Here is an 18,024-nt window from a genome sequence, read left to right on the forward strand (position 1 = left end):
AGGAGGGTCTCGCAGCCGATTTCAGCCCGCCGGCAGGAAGCCCTCGACCGAGAGGTAGCGTTCGCCCGTGTCGTAGTTGAAGCACAGTACGGTGGCGCCGGCCGGGATCTCCTTGAGCTTCTGCGCGACCGCGGCCAGCGACGCGCCGGAGGAGATGCCCACCAGGATGCCCTCCTCGCGGGCGCAGCGCCGCGCCATCTCGCGGGCCGGCTCCGCGTCGACCTGGATGATGCCGTCCAGGAGCGCGGTGTCCATGATCTGCGGGATGAAGCCGGCGCCTATGCCCTGGATCGGGTGCGGCGAAGGCTGGCCGCCGGAGAGCACCGGCGAGGCCACCGGCTCCACCGCGAACACCTTCAGCTGCGGCCACTTCTCCTTCAGGACCTTCGCGCAGGCCGTGATGTGGCCGCCGGTGCCCACGCCCGTGATCAGGTAATCGACGCCCCCCGGGAAGTCCTCGGCGATCTCGCGGGCCGTGGTGCGCTCGTGCACCTCGACGTTGGCGGGGTTCTCGAACTGCTGCGGGATCCAGGCGTCGGGCGTCTGCGCCGCGAGTTCCTGCGCGCGCGCGATCGCGCCCTTCATGCCCTTCTCGCGCGGGGTCAGGTCGAAGCTCGCGCCGTAGGCGAGCATCAGCCGGCGCCGCTCGATCGACATGCTGTCAGGCATCACCAGCACCAGCCTGTAGCCCTTCACGGCCGCCACCATCGCCAGGCCGATGCCCGTGTTGCCGGAGGTGGGCTCGATGATGGTGCCGCCCGGCTTCAGCTTGCCGCTCTTCTCGGCGTCCTCGATCATCGACAGCGCGATGCGGTCCTTGATCGAGCCGCCCGGATTGGCGCGTTCGGACTTCACCCACACGTGGTGCGTGTCGCCGAACAGGCGGTTGATCTTGATGTGCGGCGTGCGGCCGATGGTTTCGAGGATGCTGTTCGCCTTCAACGCGGTTCTCCTTGCAGGTGAGGTGGGCATTGTGGCCTATCGGACCGGGATCCCGGCGGGGCCGGCGCTCGCCGGTTCGTCCTCCACGACGCCCACCGCCGGCGTCCGTCCGCACCGCGTGCGCTCGAACAGCGTACGGTACTTCTCCTCCGAGACCCGCAGCGCCCGCTCCGACTGCGCGCGCTCGACCAGGTCCGCGAGCTGGCGCGCCAGCAGATCGAACAGGTCGAAGTCCATGTCCGCCGCGCGGCGCGGCTCCCGCCAGTGGGTCGAGAGCAGCCCGATCGGCCGCCCCGACCGCGACAGCAGGGGCGTGGACTGCACGGCCCGCAGCCCGGACCGGCGGTATTCCTCCAGGTCGCGCGAGCCGGCCATCAAGGGGTCGCGCTCCACGTCCTCCACGTCCTCCACGTCCTCCACGATCGCGCGGCTGCCGCTGCGCAGCGACTGACCACGGGCGCTGGCGGAGCCGGCATCGACCTGCTGCCACCAGGCGCAGGATGCCGGATGCAGCTTGCGCGCGCCCAGCAGCAGCAGCCGCTCGCCGCCCGGATCCAGCAGTTGCAGGCTGGCGGCGTCGGCAGCCATCAGCTCCGTCGCGGCTTCCAGGATCGGCTCGAACAGGGTGTCCGCGCCCTGCTCGCCGACCAGCCGGGTGCTGAGGCGCTGCAGCGTGCGCGCACCGGAGAGTTCGGCGACCAGCCGGGCCTCGCTTTCGCGCAGCGCGGCCTCGACCCGCGTGCGCTCCACCGCCGCCCAGGTGCGCTGCGCCACCTCCTGCAGCAGCGTCAGTTCGTCGGCCGTCCAGGGCCGGGGCGCGCAATGGTCGACGCCCAGCACGGCGACCAGGCGGCCGCCCTTGCGCAGCGGGACCCCCGCGCGCGCACGGATTCCCAGGGCCCGGAAGGCCGCGCGCTCCGGCTGGCCCAGGCGCGCATCTTCCTCCACGTCGGAGTAGGAAACCGGGTGCCGCTGCGGCAGCGCGACAGGCTCCGCGCCGGGGCCGGCGCGCACCGTGACGCCGTCTGCCTCCGGCTCCCAATAGCTGGCGCGGCTGACGCCCAGCTGCGCGGCAAGCAGCCCCGTGGCCACCTGGTGGATCTCCGCCGCGTCGGTCAGCGGCCGCACCGCGTCGTTCAGACGCAGCAGGAAGGACTGGCGCGCCGCGCTCGCCTGCAGGGCCGCCGTCCGCTCGGCGACCCGCTGCTCCAGTTCCTCGTTGAGCGCCTGCAGCGCGCGCTCCGCCTGGCGGCGCGCCGTGACGTCGATGAACGCGGCCACCGCGCCCGCCACCCTGCCCTCCACCCGCAGGGGCCGGATGCTCACCAGCAGTTCCAGCCGGGCGCCGTCGGCGCGCAGCAGGACCAGCTCGCCGTCCTGCACCGGCTCGCCGCTGCGCAGCGCGCGCGCCATCAGGCCTTCCTCCGGCAACAGGGGTTCCGCCTGCGCGGAGAGCGCCCGCGGCGCGCCCGCCAGGGCCCAGAAGCGGTCCTCCACGTCCGGCTCGCGGCCCCAGATCTCGACGGCGCGTCGGTTCCAGTACTCGAAGCGTCCGTGGGCGTCGCAGGCATACACGCCCACCGGCATCAGGCCGAGCAGTTCGCGCACCTGCCGCTCGCCTTCGCGCCGCACCCGCGCCAGCTCCAGCTGCGCGCCGATGCGCGCGACCAGCTCGCGCGAGGAGAACGGCTTGGCCAGGTAGTCGTCGGCGCCGGCCAGCAGGCCTTCGACCGCGGCTTCCTCGTGGGTGCGGGCCGTCACCAGCACCAGCGGCGTCGCCTTCAGCGCCGGATCGTCGCGCAGCTCGCGCAGCAGGGCGAAGCCGTCCAGCCGCGGCATCATCACGTCCGCCAGCACCAGGTCCGGCGGCTGCTGCCGGGCCAGCCGCAGCGCCTCGGCGCCGTCCGCCGCCAGCGTCACCTTCCAGTGCGCGCCGAGGGTGCGCGCCAGGTAGTCGCGCATGTCGGCGTTGTCGTCCGCCACCAGGATGCGCGCGTCGGGCACGTGCGCCGCCGGCGGCAGCGCGCATGGGCCCAGCGGGCTGTCCATCACCTCGCCCCGCGGGAGCGGCCGCGCGGCGGCCGCATTCCAGCGCTCGGCCTCCTGCGCCAGCTGCAGCGCGGTGCGATGCGTTTCGCCGGCGCCCAGCGCCGCGACCGGCGCCGCGCGCCACCCGGGCTGCTCGAGGTGCAGCCAGACGGTGAACGTGCTGCCCTGCCCGGGCACGCTGGTGGCGCGCACGCGGCCGTGGAGCAGGCCGACCAGCTCGTGCACCAGCGCCAGGCCGATGCCCGCGCCCTCCTCCGTGCGCGCGGGGGTCCCGCGCACCCGGTGGAAGCGGCGGAACACCGCCGGCAGTTCCTCCGCCGGGATCCCCACGCCGGTGTCGGCCACCTCCAGCTCCACGTGCTCGTTGCGGGCCCGCAGCCGCACCGCGATCACGCCGGTGAAGGTGAACTTCAGCGCGTTGGACAGCAGGTTGGAGACGATCTTCTCCCACATGCGCGGATCCACCAGCACGGGCCGCAGCAGCGGCGGGCAATCGACCTCGAAACGCACGCCGCCGCGCTCGATCGCGCTGCGGAACAGGCCCGCGATGTCGCAGGTCAGCGCCGCGAGGTCGACGTCGCGGTAGTGCGCGCGCAGCCGCCCGGCCTCGATCTGCGTGAAATCGAGCAGCGTGTCCACCAGCTGCAGCAGTCGCCTCGCATTGCGCGTCGCCACGTCCAGTTCGCCCTGCGCCGCGCCGCCCTCGGTCTTCTGCGCCGCCAGCAGGTCCTCCAGCGGCGCCAGGATCAGGGTCAGCGGCGTGCGGAACTCGTGGCTGATGTTCGAGAAGAAGGCAGTGCGCGAGCGGTCCAGCTCCGCCAGCTGCGCCAGCCGCTCGCGCTCGCGCTCGCGCAGCTGTGCCTCGGCCAGGTTGGTGCCCACCTGCTGTGCCAGCAGCTCCAGGAAATCGCGGTACGCGGCGTCGAGCGGGATGCGCCGGCTCAGGCCGGCGACCAGCACGGCGCCGGGCCGCACCGGACCGATGTGCACGGGCAGCAGCATCGCCGCGCCGGTCCCTTCCGGCCACGGGCCGGCATGGAAGCCGGGCTGGCGCAGGCCGAGGTCGCCCACCACCCGCGGCAGCCCTTCGCGCAGCACGTCGGCGATCGGCCAGGTGCTGCTCCCGCTGGCGAGGTTCACCACGCGCGCGGCCAGGTGCGCCCCCGCGCGCAAGCCCACCACGAAGCCGAGGGTGGCCCGCAGGGCGGCCGCGTCGGCCACGTACAGCAGCGCGAAGGGCAGCTCGCGCGGGATCTCCGCCAGCACCTCGGCGATCCTGGCGCAGGCGGCAGGCACGCCCTCCGCCCCGGCGGCGGCAAAGGCGAGCGCGCGCAAGGCCTGCTGGCGGCGCGCCGCCAGCACGCGGGCGGTGGTCTCGCTGGCGATGGTCATCGCGCCCTGCACCATGTCGTGGTCGTCGTGCACCGGGCTGTGCGACACGGTGAAGTAGGCTTCCTCGAGGAAGCCATTGCGGCTCACCTCGAACGGCTGGTCCTCGGCATAGCGCGACTGGCCGGTCTGCAGCACCGCGCGGTAGGCCGCCACCTGCCCGGCCCAGGCACCGCCCCAGGTCGCCCGCGCCGGCAGGCCGGCCGCCGCCGGATGGCCCGCCCCGAGGATCGACGTCCAGGCATCGTTGTAGATCTGCAGGAACTCGCCGCCCCAGAAGATGCAGGTGGGGAAGCGCGAATGCAGCATGGTGGCGACGATGGCCTTGAGGCTCTGCGGCCAGTCGCGCACGTTGCCCAGGGCGGTGGCGCTCCAGTCCACGGCGCGCAGCGCCGCCCGCGCTTCCCCCTCGCCGGCGAGCAGCCTCTGGCGCGCCTCCTCCTCGCTGCGCGGGTGCGGGAAGCGGCCGCCGGCGACCACGTCGTTGAGGGTGCGGCCGATCAGCGCCAGCGGCAGCACCAGGTCGGCCGCGCCGGCCCGGCTGGCGGCGCGCGGCATGTCCGGATAGGCCGCCGTGTCCTCGCTCTGCACGATCACGGCGCCGCCGGCCGTGCGCACGGCACGCGCGCCCGCCGCGCCGTCGCGGCCCATGCCGGTCAGCACCACGGCCACGGCACGGCTGCCGCAGCTGTCCGCCACCGAGGCCAGCAGGGTGTCGAAAGGATGCTCCTGCAGCAGATCGCGGGTGAAGGCCGTCAGCGTGCAGGTGCGGTCCGGCAGCACCTCCATGCTCTGGTGCGGCGGGCACACGTACACGTGCCCGGGCAGCAGCGGCGTTCCTTGCGCGGCCCAGGCCACCGGCAGGCTCAGCCGGCGGCCGAGGATCTCGACCAGCGCGCTCTCGGCGCCGAGGTGCTGCGCCAGGACGATCGCCGCGGGCAGGCCGGCCGGCAGTTCCGCCAGGACGGCGCTCATCGCATCGAGACCGCCGGCGGAGGCAACGATCGCGACGATGTCGAAGGGTGCCGCCGGGAGCGGCGCGAGCTGGGCGTCCATGCGGTCCTCGCCGGACCAGTGTAGCCACGCAGGCGCCGCCAGGGAACCGGCGGCGCGCGCGGCCGCCCGGCTTTCCTAGTCGCCGGACTGCAGCAGCCGGCCCAGGCTCTCCTGCAGCGGCTGCGCATCGCGCCGGATCGCTTCGGCCAGCGCCTTCTGCTCGGGGGTCAGCCCGGTCTGGAGCAGGCGCTCGACGCGCCCATGGATATCCTCGGCCACCTGCTGCTGCTTGCCCAGGGCGACGCGCACCTGCTCCACGGTGTGGCCCAGCTTCTCGCTGGTGTCGCGCAGCTGCTGCGCTGCAGTGCGCGCCGCGCTGACGTCACGCGCGGTCAGGGTGCCCGCGATCACGCGGCCGGAGCCGTCGCGGATCGGCGAGACCGTCAGCGCCACGTGCGCCTCGCCGCCATCCTTGCGCCCGCGCACCGTCTCGTGGTTCTCGACGCGCTGGGCCGCCGCGATGCGCTCCAGCAGCTGGTCCTCCTCGCTGCTGCCGGGGCGCGCCAGGATGGACAGGGGCCGGCCGATGGCTTCCTCGGGCGAGTAGCCGAAGATGCGCTCGGCGCCGCTGTTCCAGCTCAGGATGGTCTGGTCCAGCGAGAAGCTGATGATGGCGTCCGTGGTGGAGCTGATCACGGCCGACAGCCACAGCCGCATCTCCTCGGCCTGCTTGCGTTCGGTGATGTCGACGAAGGACATCACCACGCCGGCGATGCGGTCCTCGAAGGTGCGATAGGGCAGCAGCCGCGCCAGGTACCAGCTGCCGTCCGCGTGCCCCACCTCGCGTTCGACCGGCACCAGCCGCTCCAGCACGCGCCTGGCGTCGGCGCCCAGCTCCGGATACTGCAGCTGCGTGGTCAGGTCGGTGAGCGGCCGCCCGACGTCGGTGGGGATGAGGTTGAACAGGCTCACCGCCGACGGCGTGTAGCGCATGATGAGCAGCTCGCGGTCCAGGAAGACGGTGGCAATGGCCGTGGCGTCCATCAGGTTGTGCATGTCGCTGTTGGCATGCCCCAGTTCGTCCACCTTGGTCTTGAGCTCCTGGTTGACGGTGGTGAGTTCCTCGTTGATGGACTGCAGCTCCTCGCGGCTGGTCTCCAGTTCCTCGGTGGCGGAGCGCAGCTCCTCGTTCATGGCCTGCAGCTCTTCGTTGCTGGCCTTGAGTTCCTCGGTGGAGGCCTCGTACTGTTCGACGGTATCGCGCAGGTGCGACTTCAGCCGCTCGATCTCGCGGTCCAGGTGCTGCGCCACCGGGTCGTTCAGGGCGGCGGCGCTGGCCTCCAGCACCAGCGGCGCCGGCTGCTCCTTGTGTTCCTGCAACAGGACCAGGAACATGCCGCTGCCGATGTCGTTGGCCGGCGAGACGCGGATCGCCACCGGTACCGCCTGGCCGCCGGGCATTTCCACCGGGATCGCGGGCAGTTCCACCGGACTGTGGGATTGCGCCGCCTGGAACAGCGCCGCGCGCAGCTCGATGCGCAGCGTGGCGGGCACGGCGCGCAGCAGGTTGCGCGTCGGCTCTCCGCCGCCGAACTGCAGGTAGCGGCCCGCGCCGGGCGACAGGTGCACGATGTCGTACTCGCTGTTGATCAGGATCGACGGCGGCGCCAGGTGCTCCAGCAGCCGCAGGTGCAGCTCGCCCCAGGACGTGACGCGGTCGGCCTGCGGGACCGCCCACCCCGCGCGGATGGCACTGGCCTGCACGAAGGCGCGGCCGGCGATCACCGGCCCTTCCTTCATTCCCGGCTGCGCCTGCAGGGCCTGCACCAGCGTGCTCGGGGCCGCGGGAAGGGCCAGCCCGGTGCGCGGCGTGCTGCGCTGGCAGTAGATGCGATGCTTCTTGTCCACCACCCCGAACAGCAGGGTGCCGTCCTCCACCGCCTCGGACGAACCGAGGAACAGTTTGCCGTCCGCCACCAGCGCGAAATGGAAGATGTCGAACAGCCGGCGCTGCGCCTCGCGCGTCAGGTAGATCAGCAGGTTGCGGCAGCTGATCAGGTCCAGCCGCGAGAACGGCGAATCCTTCAACACGTCGTGCAGGGCGAACAGCACGGTTTCGCGCAGCTCGCGCCGCACCCGGTAGCCGCGGTGCTCCTTGACGAAGAAGCGGCGCAGCCGCTCCTCGCCGAGGTCCGCCTCGATGGTCTCGGGATAGATGCCCTCGCGGGCGGCCGAGATCGCCTCCTCGTCGAGGTCGGTCGCGAACACCTGGATCAGCGGCGGGTCGTCGAGGGTGCGGGCGTGTTCCGCCAGCAGCATGGCAATGCTGTAGGCCTCCTCGCCGGTGGCGCAGGCGGGCACCCACACGCGCAGCGTGTCGCCCGGGCCCTTGCCGCGGAACAGGTCCGGCAGCACCTGTTCCAGCGCCGCGAAGCAGCCGGCGTCGCGGAAGAAATTGGTGACCGTGATCAGCAGGTCCTGCAGCAGCGCCGCCGGCTCGCCGGGGCGGGTGCGCAGGCAATCGAGGTATTCCGTCAGCGTGGCCACGCCGTTGACCTGCATGCGCCGGCCGATGCGGCGCAGGATGGTGGCCCGCTTGTAGTGTGCGAAGTCCCGCCCGGTGCGGGTCCGCAGCAGCGTCAGGATGTCGCGCAGGGCCGTATCGCCGTCGTGCCGCGCGATCTCCGCCGCGGGCGCGGCGTCTTCCGGCGGCAGCTGCAGCTGCGGCTCGAGGCGGAAGTACGACAGCAGCCGCCGGGGCATCTCGCTCGCCGGCAGGATCCAGTCCACCATGCCGGTGGAGATGGCGGCGCGCGGCATGGCGCTTTCCACCGATTCGTCCGGGTCCTGGGCGACCGTGAGGCCGCCCCGCTCCTTCACGCGCTTGATGCCCACCGCGCCGTCGGCGCCGGGGCCGGACAGCACCACCGCGGCGGCATGCGCGCCATGGGTGTCGGCCATGCTGCGCAGGAACAGGTCGATCACCATGCGGCCGTGCTGGGCCTCGCCGTCGGTGAGCACGAGCTTGCCGTCGATGGCGCGGGCGCCCCGCCCGGGCGGCACCAGGTACACGGTATCGGGCTGGAGGCGCAGCGAGCGCTCCAGCGGGAGCACCCGCAGGGTCGTGGAATGGCTCACCTGCGAGATCCACTCCTCGGTCGCCCCCGTGCCGGGCCCGTCGTGCCGCAGGACGACGAAGGCCAGGCCGCTGTCGCGCGGCACGCCCTGCAGCAGCACCTGCAGCTGCGGCAGCGCCGAGCGCGACGTGCCGATGCCGACGACGGGCAGGCTGTGGTACCCGTGCGAAGGAACGGCGTCGTCGATCTGGCTGCCGAGTGCTTCCTCGGCTTCGTCGGGGGTGAATTCGGTCGTCATCGGAGCGCCCTTGCCGGCCTACTGCATCGGCGGCCGCACTTCCATCATACGGTTCGCGGTGCGCGCCGGTCAGGGCTGTTCGCCCCGGACGGCACCCGCCATCGCGCCGAGTTCGCGCACCTGCCGGAGCAGCCGGTCAGCCTCGCGGCGCGCAGCCTCCGCCTGGCTCGGCGCGCCCGCGGCCTCCGAGATGGCCGCCATCCGCCGCAGCAGGATCTCGCGCTCCTGCAGGGCGCGCACGCTGCTGCGCAACGCCAGCTCGCCGTTGTCCGCCTGCGCGCCCTCGAGGCTGCGCACCGTGAACGCGTGCCCGGTGTGGCAGCGAAAGCGCAGGGGGCGCGAGTGCTTCACCTCGTACAGTCCGCCGCCGCAGTCGGGGCAGGCCAGCCCGGCCGGCTGGGCGATCGCCTGGAGGTTCTCGACCAGGTCCTCGCCCCGGTTGATTGACACTTCACGGACGACTTCCTCGGGGGCCGGCAGGTCCGGTCCCGGGGGCGCGCTCACCAGCCGGGCGAGCAGCGGGCCGATCCTGGCGGCGGGCAGCGTGTAGTCCACCTCCACGTGGTCGAGCGCGTTCTGCGGCATCGACGGCTCCTCGGCCGTCGCCGGGTCCTGGACGATGGCGATGCCGCCGCAGTCCTTGATCGTCCCGAGGCCGGCCGTGCCGTCGTCCATGAAGCCGGACAGGACGATGCCGATCACGCGCGAGCCCCAGGCCAGGGCCGCCGAGCGGAACAGCGGGTCCACGGCCGGCCGCGTGTGGTTTTCGCGCGGGCCGCGGTTCAGGCGCAGGTAGCGTCCGTCGACCAGCATGTGGTGGTCCGGCGGGGCGATGTGCAGCACCCCGTTGGTCAGCAACTGGCGGTCGCGCGCATGCACCGCCGGGTGCGGGCCCTTGTTCGACAGCAGTTCGGGAAGCAGGCTGGGCTGGGCACCCACGTGGAGGACGATGCACACCGGCGCCGCGAAGCCGGGCGGCAGGGTCTCGGCCAGGACCAGCAGCGGTGCGATACCGCCCGCGGAGGCGCCCACGACGACGAGGTGGCCGGAGAGGGATTCAGTGGCCATGGCCCATTTTGGGCTTTCCCCGCCCGCGAGGGGGACGATGTATCAGGAGAGGGGGGCGCCGGAGAGCAGGACCAGGCAGCGGGACCTCAGCTTGCGGACGCAAGCCGTGTGGTGCTGCCGCACCTCCTCCAGCCGTTCGCGGTCCGTCCCCTCCTCCTGGAACCGCAGTCGCCACAGCGCATGCACCAGTTCCGCGTGGGCGATCAGCAGTTCGACCCAGGGCGCGCTCAGTTGCGGAAGCGGCAGGCAGTAAAGCCGGATCTCCTCGATCTGCTCGCTCACGCGCCCATACAGTTCCATGTCAAGCCAGGTGTCGATCATGCGGCCGACGGACACCTCGTATTCTTCCAGGGCGGCTGCCAGCTGGAAGGCGATGGCATCGAGCGCGGGCGCGTGCGAGGCGGACATGATGGACTCGTTGAAAGTGTACAAAGCCCTCGCGAGGCAACCTCCGGGATTCCCTTATGGCGCGCGCCGGGGGCGTGGGAGCCGACGAATGGCGTCCGCGGCACCGCCCTGGCGTCCGTCGCCGCCCTAGGCGAACAAGGTCTTGTGCTCGTCGCGCAACAGGTTCTTCTGCACCTTGCCCATGGTGTTGCGAGGGAGTTCCTGCACGACGAAGCAGCGCTTCGGAATCTTGAAGTTCGCGAGCTGCGACTTCAGCGTGGAGATCACCTCTTCGCCGTCGACGCGGGCGCCGGGCTTGGGGATCACGATGGCGACGCCCACTTCGCCGAAGTCCGGATGCGGCACGCCGACCACGGCGCTCTCGGCGACGCCGGGCAGGTCGTTGATGTAACCTTCGATTTCCGCCGGGTACACGTTGTAGCCGCCGCTGATGATCAGGTCCTTGCTGCGGCCCACGATGGTGACGTAGCCCCGGGCGTCGATCCTGCCGACGTCGCCGGTCTTGAACCAGCCGTCGTCCGTGAACTCCTCCTTCGTCTTCTCCGGCATGCGCCAGTAGCCGCCGAAGACGTTGGGGCCCCGCACCTGGATGCCGCCGATCTCGCCGGCCGGCACCTCGTTGCCCTGGTCGTCGCGCACGCGCAGGCCGACGCCGGGCAGCGGGAAACCCACGGTGCCGCCGCGGCGCTCGCCGTCCTTCGCGTGGTACGGATTGGAAGTCAGCATGATCGTCTCGCTCATGCCGTAGCGCTCCAGGATCGTGTGGCCGGTGCGCTCCTTCCACTCGCCGAAGGTCTCCAGCAGCAGGGGCGCGGAGCCGGAGATGAACAGCCGCATCAGGCCGCAGGCCTCCGGCGTGAGCGTCGGCTCGGCCAGCATGCGCACGTACAGCGTGGGCACGCCCATGAACACGGTGGCATCGGGCATGCGCTCGATCACCTTCTTCGGATCGAACTTCGCGAACCAGAGCATGCGGCTGCCATTGAGCAGCGCGCCGTGCAGGGCCACGAACAGGCCGTGCACGTGGAAGATCGGCAGCGCGTGAATGAGGACGTCGCCCTCGCGCCAGCCCCAGTACGTCTTCAGCACTTCGGCGTTGGACCGCAGATTGCCGTGCGTGAGCATCGCGCCCTTGCTGCGGCCCGTGGTGCCGCTGGTGTAGAGGATCGCGGCGAGGTCGTCGTCGGTCCTGCGCACCGGTTCCTGCCGGTCGGACTGCTGCGCTGCGCGCTCCAGCAATGAACCGTTGCGATCGTCACCGAGCGTGAACACATGCTGGGTACCGGCCTGGAAGGCGATCTTGCTGACCCAGCCGAAGTTGCCCGGCGTGCAGACGACGACGGCGGGTTCCGCGTTGCCGACGAAGTATTCGATCTCGGCCTTCTGGTAGGCCGTGTTGAGCGGCAGGAACACGTAGCCGGCGCGCAGGGTCGCCAGGTACAGCATCATGGCCTCGACCGACTTCTCCACCTGCACCGCGACGCGGGCGCCCTCCTCCAGGCCCAGCGACTGCAGCAGGTTGGCGATCATGGCCGTGCCGCGGTCGAGGTCGCGCCAGCTGTAGTGCAGGCCGTTGTCCGTCTCCACGGCGACGCTGTCGAGGTCTTGCGGGAAAGCGGCGCGCAGCGCCGCGAACAGGTTGCGGTTATCCGTCATTGCGTGGTTCGTCAGGGGGAAGCAGGAAGCTCTTGGGGTCAGAAGCGGGGCGGTCGTTTGGCGAGGAAGGCCGAGATGCCCTCGCGGTGCTCGGCGCTGGTGGCGTAATCGTACGCCCGCTCCAGCAGGTCCTCCGGCAGGGGCGCCCCGGCCGCCTGCCCGGCCAGCCGCCGGAGCATTCTCTTGTTCATGCGCGCGGCCTGCGGCGCGAGCTGCGCCACCCGCGCTGCGCTCGCCTCCACTTCCAGCGTGAGGCCTTCGTTGGGCACGACGCGCTGCAGGAAGCCGCGCGCCTTCATCTCGCGCGCGTCGAGCTGCACGCCCTCGAGCAGCATCTCGCGCAGGGTGGACTCGCCGGCGCGCGCGGCGACCAGCTGCAGCTCGCGCGGCGCCATGGGAAAGCCGAGCCGGCCGATCGGCGCGCCGAAGCGCGCGGCGGTGCCGGCGATGCGGATGTCGCAGCAGCAGGCGATCTCCAGGCCGGCGCCCATGCAGGCGCCGTCGATGTGCGCGATCACCGGCACGTCGCAGGCGAGCACGGCCGCGAGCCCGCCCCACACCTCCTCCTCGTGGAAGCGCCGAAGCGCTTCCGGATCGAAGCGGAACGAGGGGTATTCGGCGATGTCGCCGCCGGCGCAGAAGCTGCCGTTCTCGCCGCTCACGATCACGCAGCGCAGCTGCGCATCCTGCTGGATGCGCAGGAAGGCTTCGCGCAGCTCGCGCCACATCGCACGCGACATGGCATCGAGCTTGCCGGGGTGCGACAGTGTCAGCCGCCCGATGGGGCCCTGGAGGGCCAGCCGCACCTGTCCTGCCATCTGGCCTCAGTCCGCCTTCACGTTGGCTGCCTTCACCACACCGGCCCAGCGCTTGACCTCGCTGTCGATGAAGGCGGCGAACTGCTGCTGCGACAGGTCCGGGAACTCGGCGCCCTGGCCGGCCCACACGGCCTTCAGCTTCTCGGACTGGATGGCCTTGCGCACTTCATCGTGCATGCGCTGCTGGATTTCCGTCGGGGTGCCCTTGGGCGCCCAGATGCCGTACCAGGTGGTGACGGTGTAATCGGGCAGGCCCAGCTCGGAGGCGGCCGGCACGTCCGGGAAGGCCGGCACGCGCTTGTTGCCCGCGACCATCAGGGCCTTGATGCGGCCGCCCTTGATGTGCGCGGCCGAGGAACCGAGGCCGTCGAACATCAGGTCGGCGCTGCCGGTGATCAGGTCCTGCAGGGCCGGGCCGGCGCCGCGGTAGGGAATGTGCGTGATGAAGGTCTTGGTCTGCAGCTTGAAGAGCTCGCCGGCCAGGTGGTGCGAGGTGCCGTTGCCCGCCGAGGCGTAGTTGTACTTGCCGGGGTTGGCCTTGATCAGCGCCAGGAACTCCTTGAAGTCCTTGACCGGGATGCGCTGCGGGTTCACCACCAGCACCTGCGGCACGCGCGCCACCAGGGAGATCGGGATCAGGTCCTTCTGCAGGTCGTATTCGAGGCGCGGGTAGATCGAGGGCGCGATCGTGTGGTGCACCGCGCCCATGAAGAAGTTGTAGCCGTCCGGCGCGGCGCGCGAGGCCAGCGTGGCACCCACGGTGCCGCCCGCGCCGCCCTTGTTGTCGATCACCAGCTGGTGCTTCGTCTGGTCGGCGAACTGCGCCGCCAGGGGCCGGGCGAATGCATCCGTGCCCCCGCCGGCGGGGAAGGGAACGATCATCTGCACGGGCTTGGCGGGCCAGGCGGAGCCCTGGGCGTGCACGTAGGGCACCGCGCCGACGGCGCTCGCGGCGGCCGCCGCGCGCAGGACAGCGCGCCGGGTGAGGCGGGGGGAATGCATGTTGTTTGTCTCCTTGGGAAAAGCAGCGTGCGACCGCCTCCCGGCAGGGTCGCACGCGAGCTCAACGATACAGGTCTTCGACGGCGCCTGCTATCGGGATTTCTCCTTGCGACAACATGGTGCGGTGCTTGTCGAGCCGCTTCACGTCGTAGAGGTAGTTCACCATGAGGCCGAAAGACTGCTTCAGGCCCTTGGCCGACGGATCGCCGGCCCAGTTGAGGCGTTCGACGCGGGCGCCGTTGCCGAGGTGGAAGCGCGCGACCGGATCGACCGGCTTGCCGTCCTGCAGTTCCTTGCCGAGGTAGCGCGCGGCCCAGGACAGCAGTTCCTGGCGCTCGGCCGACTTCGCCCCGAGCTCCAGCGGCTTGTCCCACGCGGCCAGCCTGTCGGCCGGCACCTGCTTCGCGACCCAGCCCCGGAAGCCGGGGATCGGCGACAGCGTGCAGAAGGTCTTGAGCTTGGGGAACTCCTCCTTCAGCGTCTCCACCACGCGCTTGATCAGCGAGTCGCCGAAGCTCACGCCGCGCAGGCCGGTCTGGCAGTTGCTGATCGAATAGAAGATCGCGGTGGTGGCCTTCGACAGGTCGGCGGCCGCGGCGGTTTCGTCCAGCAGCGGGGTGATGCAGTCGGAGATGCTGTCGGTGAGCGCGACCTCCACGAAGATCAGGGGATCGCCGTCGAGGCGCGGATGGAAGAAGCCGTAGCAGCGGCGGTCGCTGTCGAGGCGGTTCTTCAGGTCGCCCCAGCTGCGGATGTCGTGCACCGCCTCGTACTTGATCAGCTTCTCGAGCAGCGAGGCGGGCGAGTCCCAGGACAGGCGGCGCAGCTCGAGGAAGGCGACGTCGAACCAGGTCGAGAACAGCTGCTCCAGTTCGGCGTCCAGCGGCAGCAGGCGCTTGTCGGCCTTCAGGTGCGGCAGCAGCTCGGCGCGCAGGTCCACCAGGAAGCGCATGCCCTCGGGGAAGGCGGCGAAGCGTTGCAGCAGGCGCGCGCGCGGGGACAGCAGCGCGCGGCGCAGGCGGATTTCCGCCGCGCCCTCTTCCGGCGTGCCCTGGGCGGCTTCGTACTGTTCGCGCACGGAGCGGATCTTCTTCGGGTCGGGGCCGAACTGCTCGCTCATGAGGAGCCAGGCGTCGCGCTGCTGTTCCGCCGTCGCGGTGCGGTACCAGAGCGAGAAGGCCCTGGCGCGCCGGCCGCCCTCGACCTCGCTGGCGCGCGGGTCCACGATGGCCTGCAGTTCGGCCAGGGTGCGGCGCAGCACGCGCGGCGACAGCGCCTCCTGGCCGCGGCGCAGGGTCGCCTGCAGGCGCTCGCGCGTGCTGCGGCCTCCCGGCAGGGCGGGCGCCTCCAATGTCGGGGAAGAAGCCCCGGGTTTGGGCTCCCGCAGGGTGGCGCCGCCGGCGGCCCTCAGTTCGAAACCGGGCCGCCAGAGGGAGACGCCGCGTGCAATCCAGTCGACGGGACTCATGGCACCACCTTCGCTGCAATGTGGATGAACCGGACGCGAGCAACCCTCATGCCAACCTCGGCCGTTGGGCGCGCGCCAGCTCGCGCAGCGCGCTGCGCTGGCGTTGCAGGTGGGTGCGCATGGCGGCCTCGGCGCCCTCGGCGTCGCGCGCCTTCAGGGCGGCGAAGACGGCGAGGTGCTCGCTGAGGCTCTGCTCCAGGCGGCCGGGCGCATGCAGCTGCTGCAGGCGCGCCAGCTTGACGATCTTGCGCAGGTCGCCGATCACCATGGCCAGCCAGCGATTGCCGGCCAGCGCGATGATCATCTCGTGGATCGCGAAGTTGGCCTGGTAGTACTCGTTGATCCGCCTGGCCCTGGCGTGCTTCGAGAGCTTCTGGTGCAGGTCTTCCAGCACCTGCAGGTCGGCGTCGGTGGCGTGCTGGGCGGCCTCGAAGGCGCAGCGCCCTTCCAGCAGGGCGAGGACGGGGAAGATCTCGTCGAGGTCCTGCTCGGTCACCTCGTTGACGAAGCAGCCGCGGCGCGGCTCGTGCCGGACCAGCCCCTCCACGGTGAGCACCTTGAGCGCCTCGCGCAGCGGCGTGCGCGAGATGGCCATCTGCTCGGCGAGCCGCACCTCGTCGAGGAAGGTGCCGGGGGCCAGCTCGCCCGCGAAGATGCGCTCGCGCAGCTGCGCCGCGACTTCGTCGTGCAGGGAGTTGTGGACCAGGCGCATGGCGGGGCTCGCGATAATTTCCTGTAATTACGGATAATTATGGACCTCGCCGGCGCGGCGTGGGCGGATTCGATGTAGAAGGAAACCCCTGAAGCGTGTGGGCTCCGCCGCGCGTTTGCGGGGCGGAAGGGGACTACGCCGGGCAGCCGGTGCCCGGCGGGGCGCGCAGGCCTCAGCGGGCCGCGGGGCGGCCGGCGGTGTCGTCGCGGGTTTCGGCCCAGACCCAGATCAGCACGCCGGCGAAGATCATGGGGATGCACAGCCACTGCCCCATGCTCATCTTCATGGCGAGGATGCCCAGGTGGGCATCCGGCTCGCGGAAGTATTCCGCCGTGAAGCGGGCGACGCCGTAGCCGACCAGGAAGGCGGCGGAGACCTGCGCCTCCTTGCGCGGCTTGCGGGCGTAGAGCCACAGCACGATCCACAGCAGCACGCCTTCCAGCAGCAGTTCGTAGATCTGGGAGGGGTGGCGCGGCACGGCGGTACCGCTCTGCGGGAACACCATGGCCCAGGGCAGGTCGGGGTCGGCCGCGCGGCCCCACAGTTCGCCGTTGATGAAATTGCCGAGACGCCCTGCCCCCAGCCCCGGCGGCACGCAGGGAGCGACGAAGTCCATCAGCTGCCAGAACGGTTTGCCGCGGCTGCGGGCGAACCAGATCTGCGACACGATGACGCCGATCAGGCCGCCGTGGAAACTCATCCCGCCCTGCCAGACGAAGAGGATCTCCAGCGGATTGGCGAGGTAGAAGGCGGGTTTGTAGAACAGGCAGTAGCCGAGTCGCCCGCCCAGCACCACCCCCAGCACGCCGGCGAAGAGCATGTCTTCCACGTCCTTGCGCGACCACGCGCCGGGCCCCTGGAGGGAGCGGAAGGGTTCGTGCTTGAGGCGCAGGTTCGCCAGCAGCATGAAGAGGCCGAACGCGAGCAGGTAGGTCAGCCCGTACCAGTGGATGGCCAGCGGGCCGAGCTGCAAGGCGACCGGATCGATCTTCGGGTGGGTGAGCATGGGCGCGTATTGTGGCTCAGGGGACGCAGCGTCGGGGCGGAGGCGAAAACCCGACAGCCGAACGCAGAGGGCGCAGAGCAATCGCAGAGGACGCAGAAGAACATCCATTTGAAAGGAAGTCTTTTCTGCGTCTTCTGCGTACCTTTGCGACCTCTGCGTTCGGCTGTCTGGTTTTTCCCCCTCTCAGGCCTGCACGCACTCCACGAAGCGTTCCAGCACGGGCGACAGGCTGTCCCACACCAGCGTCGTCTCGCACGACGGCACCTGAGTGCCCTGCCGGCCCCCGAGCTGGCGGTACACCACGCCGCTGCGCTGGAACTGGCGCACGCTGTCCGGCACCCAGGCCAGGCCCAGCCCCGCCGAGACCAGGTTGACGATGGTCTGCATCTGGATCGCCTCCTGCGCCACGCGCGGCTCGCGGCCGGCGGCGTGGTACATGCCGAAGATCGCGTCGTGCAGCGACGGCACGATGCGGCGCGGGAAGATCACCAGCGGCTCCTCCAGCAGGGCCGGCAGCGACAGGCGCGCGGCCCGCGCGAGCGGGTGCGCCTCGGGCAGCGCCAGCACCAGCGGCTCGCGGGCCACCCGCAGGTGCTGCAGGCCGGCCGGCGCGAAATCCGGCGAGTGCAGCACGAAGCCGGCATCGATCTCGCCGCGCGCGAAGGCTTCCATCTGCACGTCGCCGGTCGCCTCGATCAGCTCCATCTGCACCTGCGGATGCCGCGCCCGGAAGGCCCGCAGCCACTGCGGCAGCAGGGCGAAGCCCACGGTGGAGACGAAGGCGATGCGCAGCCGCCCCAGCTCGCCGCCCGCCGCCGCGCGCGCCTGCGCCGGCAGGCCCAGCGCCCGCGCGAGCAGCTCGCGCACCTGCGGCAGCAGCGCCTCGCCGGCCGGGGTGAGGCGCACGCTGCGCTTGGTGCGCTCGAACAGGCGCGCGCCCAGCAGGCGCTCCAGCTGCGCGATGCCCTGCGTCAGCGGGGGCTGCGTCATGTGCAGGCTGCGGGCGGCGCGGCCGAAGTGCAGCGCCTCGGCCACGGCCAGGAACTGGCGCCACAGGCGCAATTCGATCAGCGGTTCACTCATACGCACCGCATATTAATCGCCAGTCAAAAATGGATTGGAAGGAATCACGGCG

General features: G+C 71.3%; 12 protein-coding genes. All 12 read right to left on the reverse strand.

Features of this window, described 5'->3' with window-relative positions:
• Positions 1-21: 21 nt before the first annotated feature.
• Positions 22-942, reverse strand: a complete 921-nt coding sequence (gene cysK / locus JJ685_RS22200) for a cysteine synthase A (protein ID WP_201676515.1) — start codon at positions 940-942, stop codon at positions 22-24.
• A gap of 36 nt (positions 943-978) precedes the next feature.
• A complete protein-coding gene (locus tag JJ685_RS22205) occupies positions 979-5,436 on the reverse strand; it encodes a chemotaxis protein CheB (RefSeq protein ID WP_201676516.1) in 4,458 nt (1,485 codons plus the stop codon).
• A gap of 75 nt (positions 5,437-5,511) precedes the next feature.
• On the reverse strand, positions 5,512-8,751 hold the full coding sequence (locus JJ685_RS22210) for a CheR family methyltransferase (protein WP_201676517.1): 3,240 nt from the start codon (positions 8,749-8,751) through the stop codon (positions 5,512-5,514).
• A 69-nt stretch (positions 8,752-8,820) separates the two neighbouring features.
• Positions 8,821-9,819: a chemotaxis protein CheB gene (locus tag JJ685_RS22215; RefSeq protein ID WP_201676518.1), complete on the reverse strand. Its 999-nt coding sequence runs from the start codon at positions 9,817-9,819 to the stop codon at positions 8,821-8,823.
• Between the two features lie 42 nt (positions 9,820-9,861).
• Positions 9,862-10,227: a hypothetical protein gene (locus tag JJ685_RS22220; protein ID WP_201676519.1), complete on the reverse strand. Its 366-nt coding sequence runs from the start codon at positions 10,225-10,227 to the stop codon at positions 9,862-9,864.
• Positions 10,228-10,353: 126 nt separating this feature from the next.
• Positions 10,354-11,883: a malonate--CoA ligase gene (locus JJ685_RS22225; RefSeq protein ID WP_201676520.1), complete on the reverse strand. Its 1,530-nt coding sequence runs from the start codon at positions 11,881-11,883 to the stop codon at positions 10,354-10,356.
• Positions 11,884-11,921: 38 nt separating this feature from the next.
• Positions 11,922-12,701, reverse strand: coding sequence for an enoyl-CoA hydratase/isomerase family protein (locus JJ685_RS22230; protein ID WP_201676521.1), 780 nt, complete (start codon positions 12,699-12,701; stop codon positions 11,922-11,924).
• A gap of 6 nt (positions 12,702-12,707) precedes the next feature.
• A complete protein-coding gene (locus JJ685_RS22235) occupies positions 12,708-13,703 on the reverse strand; it encodes a Bug family tripartite tricarboxylate transporter substrate binding protein (protein WP_201676522.1) in 996 nt (331 codons plus the stop codon).
• A gap of 61 nt (positions 13,704-13,764) precedes the next feature.
• A complete protein-coding gene (locus JJ685_RS22240; protein ID WP_201676523.1) occupies positions 13,765-15,171 on the reverse strand; it encodes a malonyl-CoA decarboxylase in 1,407 nt (468 codons plus the stop codon).
• Positions 15,172-15,217: 46 nt separating this feature from the next.
• On the reverse strand, positions 15,218-15,883 hold the full coding sequence (locus JJ685_RS22245) for a GntR family transcriptional regulator (RefSeq protein ID WP_201676524.1): 666 nt from the start codon (positions 15,881-15,883) through the stop codon (positions 15,218-15,220).
• 172 nt (positions 15,884-16,055) lie between these two features.
• Positions 16,056-16,889 carry a prolipoprotein diacylglyceryl transferase gene (gene lgt / locus JJ685_RS22250; RefSeq protein WP_201676525.1) on the reverse strand — a complete coding sequence of 278 codons (834 nt, stop codon included), beginning with the start codon at positions 16,887-16,889 and terminating at the stop codon, positions 16,056-16,058.
• 183 nt (positions 16,890-17,072) lie between these two features.
• A complete protein-coding gene (locus JJ685_RS22255) occupies positions 17,073-17,972 on the reverse strand; it encodes a LysR family transcriptional regulator (RefSeq protein ID WP_201676526.1) in 900 nt (299 codons plus the stop codon).
• Positions 17,973-18,024: the final 52 nt, after the last annotated feature.

It is taken from the genome of Ramlibacter monticola, from assembly GCF_016722785.1.
In the GTDB taxonomy this organism is placed as follows: domain Bacteria; phylum Pseudomonadota; class Gammaproteobacteria; order Burkholderiales; family Burkholderiaceae_C; genus Ramlibacter; species Ramlibacter monticola.

Excerpts from the sequence above, each read along its gene's own strand:
- JJ685_RS22205 (WP_201676516.1), bottom strand. The coding sequence starts at position 5,436 with ATGGACGCCCAGCTCGCGCCGCTCCCGGCGGCACCCTTCGACATCGTC.
- JJ685_RS22210 (WP_201676517.1), bottom strand. The coding sequence starts at position 8,751 with ATGACGACCGAATTCACCCCCGACGAAGCCGAGGAAGCACTCGGCAGC.
- JJ685_RS22215 (WP_201676518.1), bottom strand. The coding sequence starts at position 9,819 with ATGGCCACTGAATCCCTCTCCGGCCACCTCGTCGTCGTGGGCGCCTCC.
- JJ685_RS22220 (WP_201676519.1), bottom strand. The coding sequence starts at position 10,227 with ATGTCCGCCTCGCACGCGCCCGCGCTCGATGCCATCGCCTTCCAGCTG.
- JJ685_RS22225 (WP_201676520.1), bottom strand. The coding sequence starts at position 11,883 with ATGACGGATAACCGCAACCTGTTCGCGGCGCTGCGCGCCGCTTTCCCG.
- JJ685_RS22230 (WP_201676521.1), bottom strand. The coding sequence starts at position 12,701 with ATGGCAGGACAGGTGCGGCTGGCCCTCCAGGGCCCCATCGGGCGGCTG.
- JJ685_RS22235 (WP_201676522.1), bottom strand. The coding sequence starts at position 13,703 with ATGCATTCCCCCCGCCTCACCCGGCGCGCTGTCCTGCGCGCGGCGGCC.
- JJ685_RS22240 (WP_201676523.1), bottom strand. The coding sequence starts at position 15,171 with ATGAGTCCCGTCGACTGGATTGCACGCGGCGTCTCCCTCTGGCGGCCC.
- JJ685_RS22245 (WP_201676524.1), bottom strand. The coding sequence starts at position 15,883 with ATGCGCCTGGTCCACAACTCCCTGCACGACGAAGTCGCGGCGCAGCTG.
- lgt (WP_201676525.1), bottom strand. The coding sequence starts at position 16,889 with ATGCTCACCCACCCGAAGATCGATCCGGTCGCCTTGCAGCTCGGCCCG.
- JJ685_RS22255 (WP_201676526.1), bottom strand. The coding sequence starts at position 17,972 with ATGAGTGAACCGCTGATCGAATTGCGCCTGTGGCGCCAGTTCCTGGCC.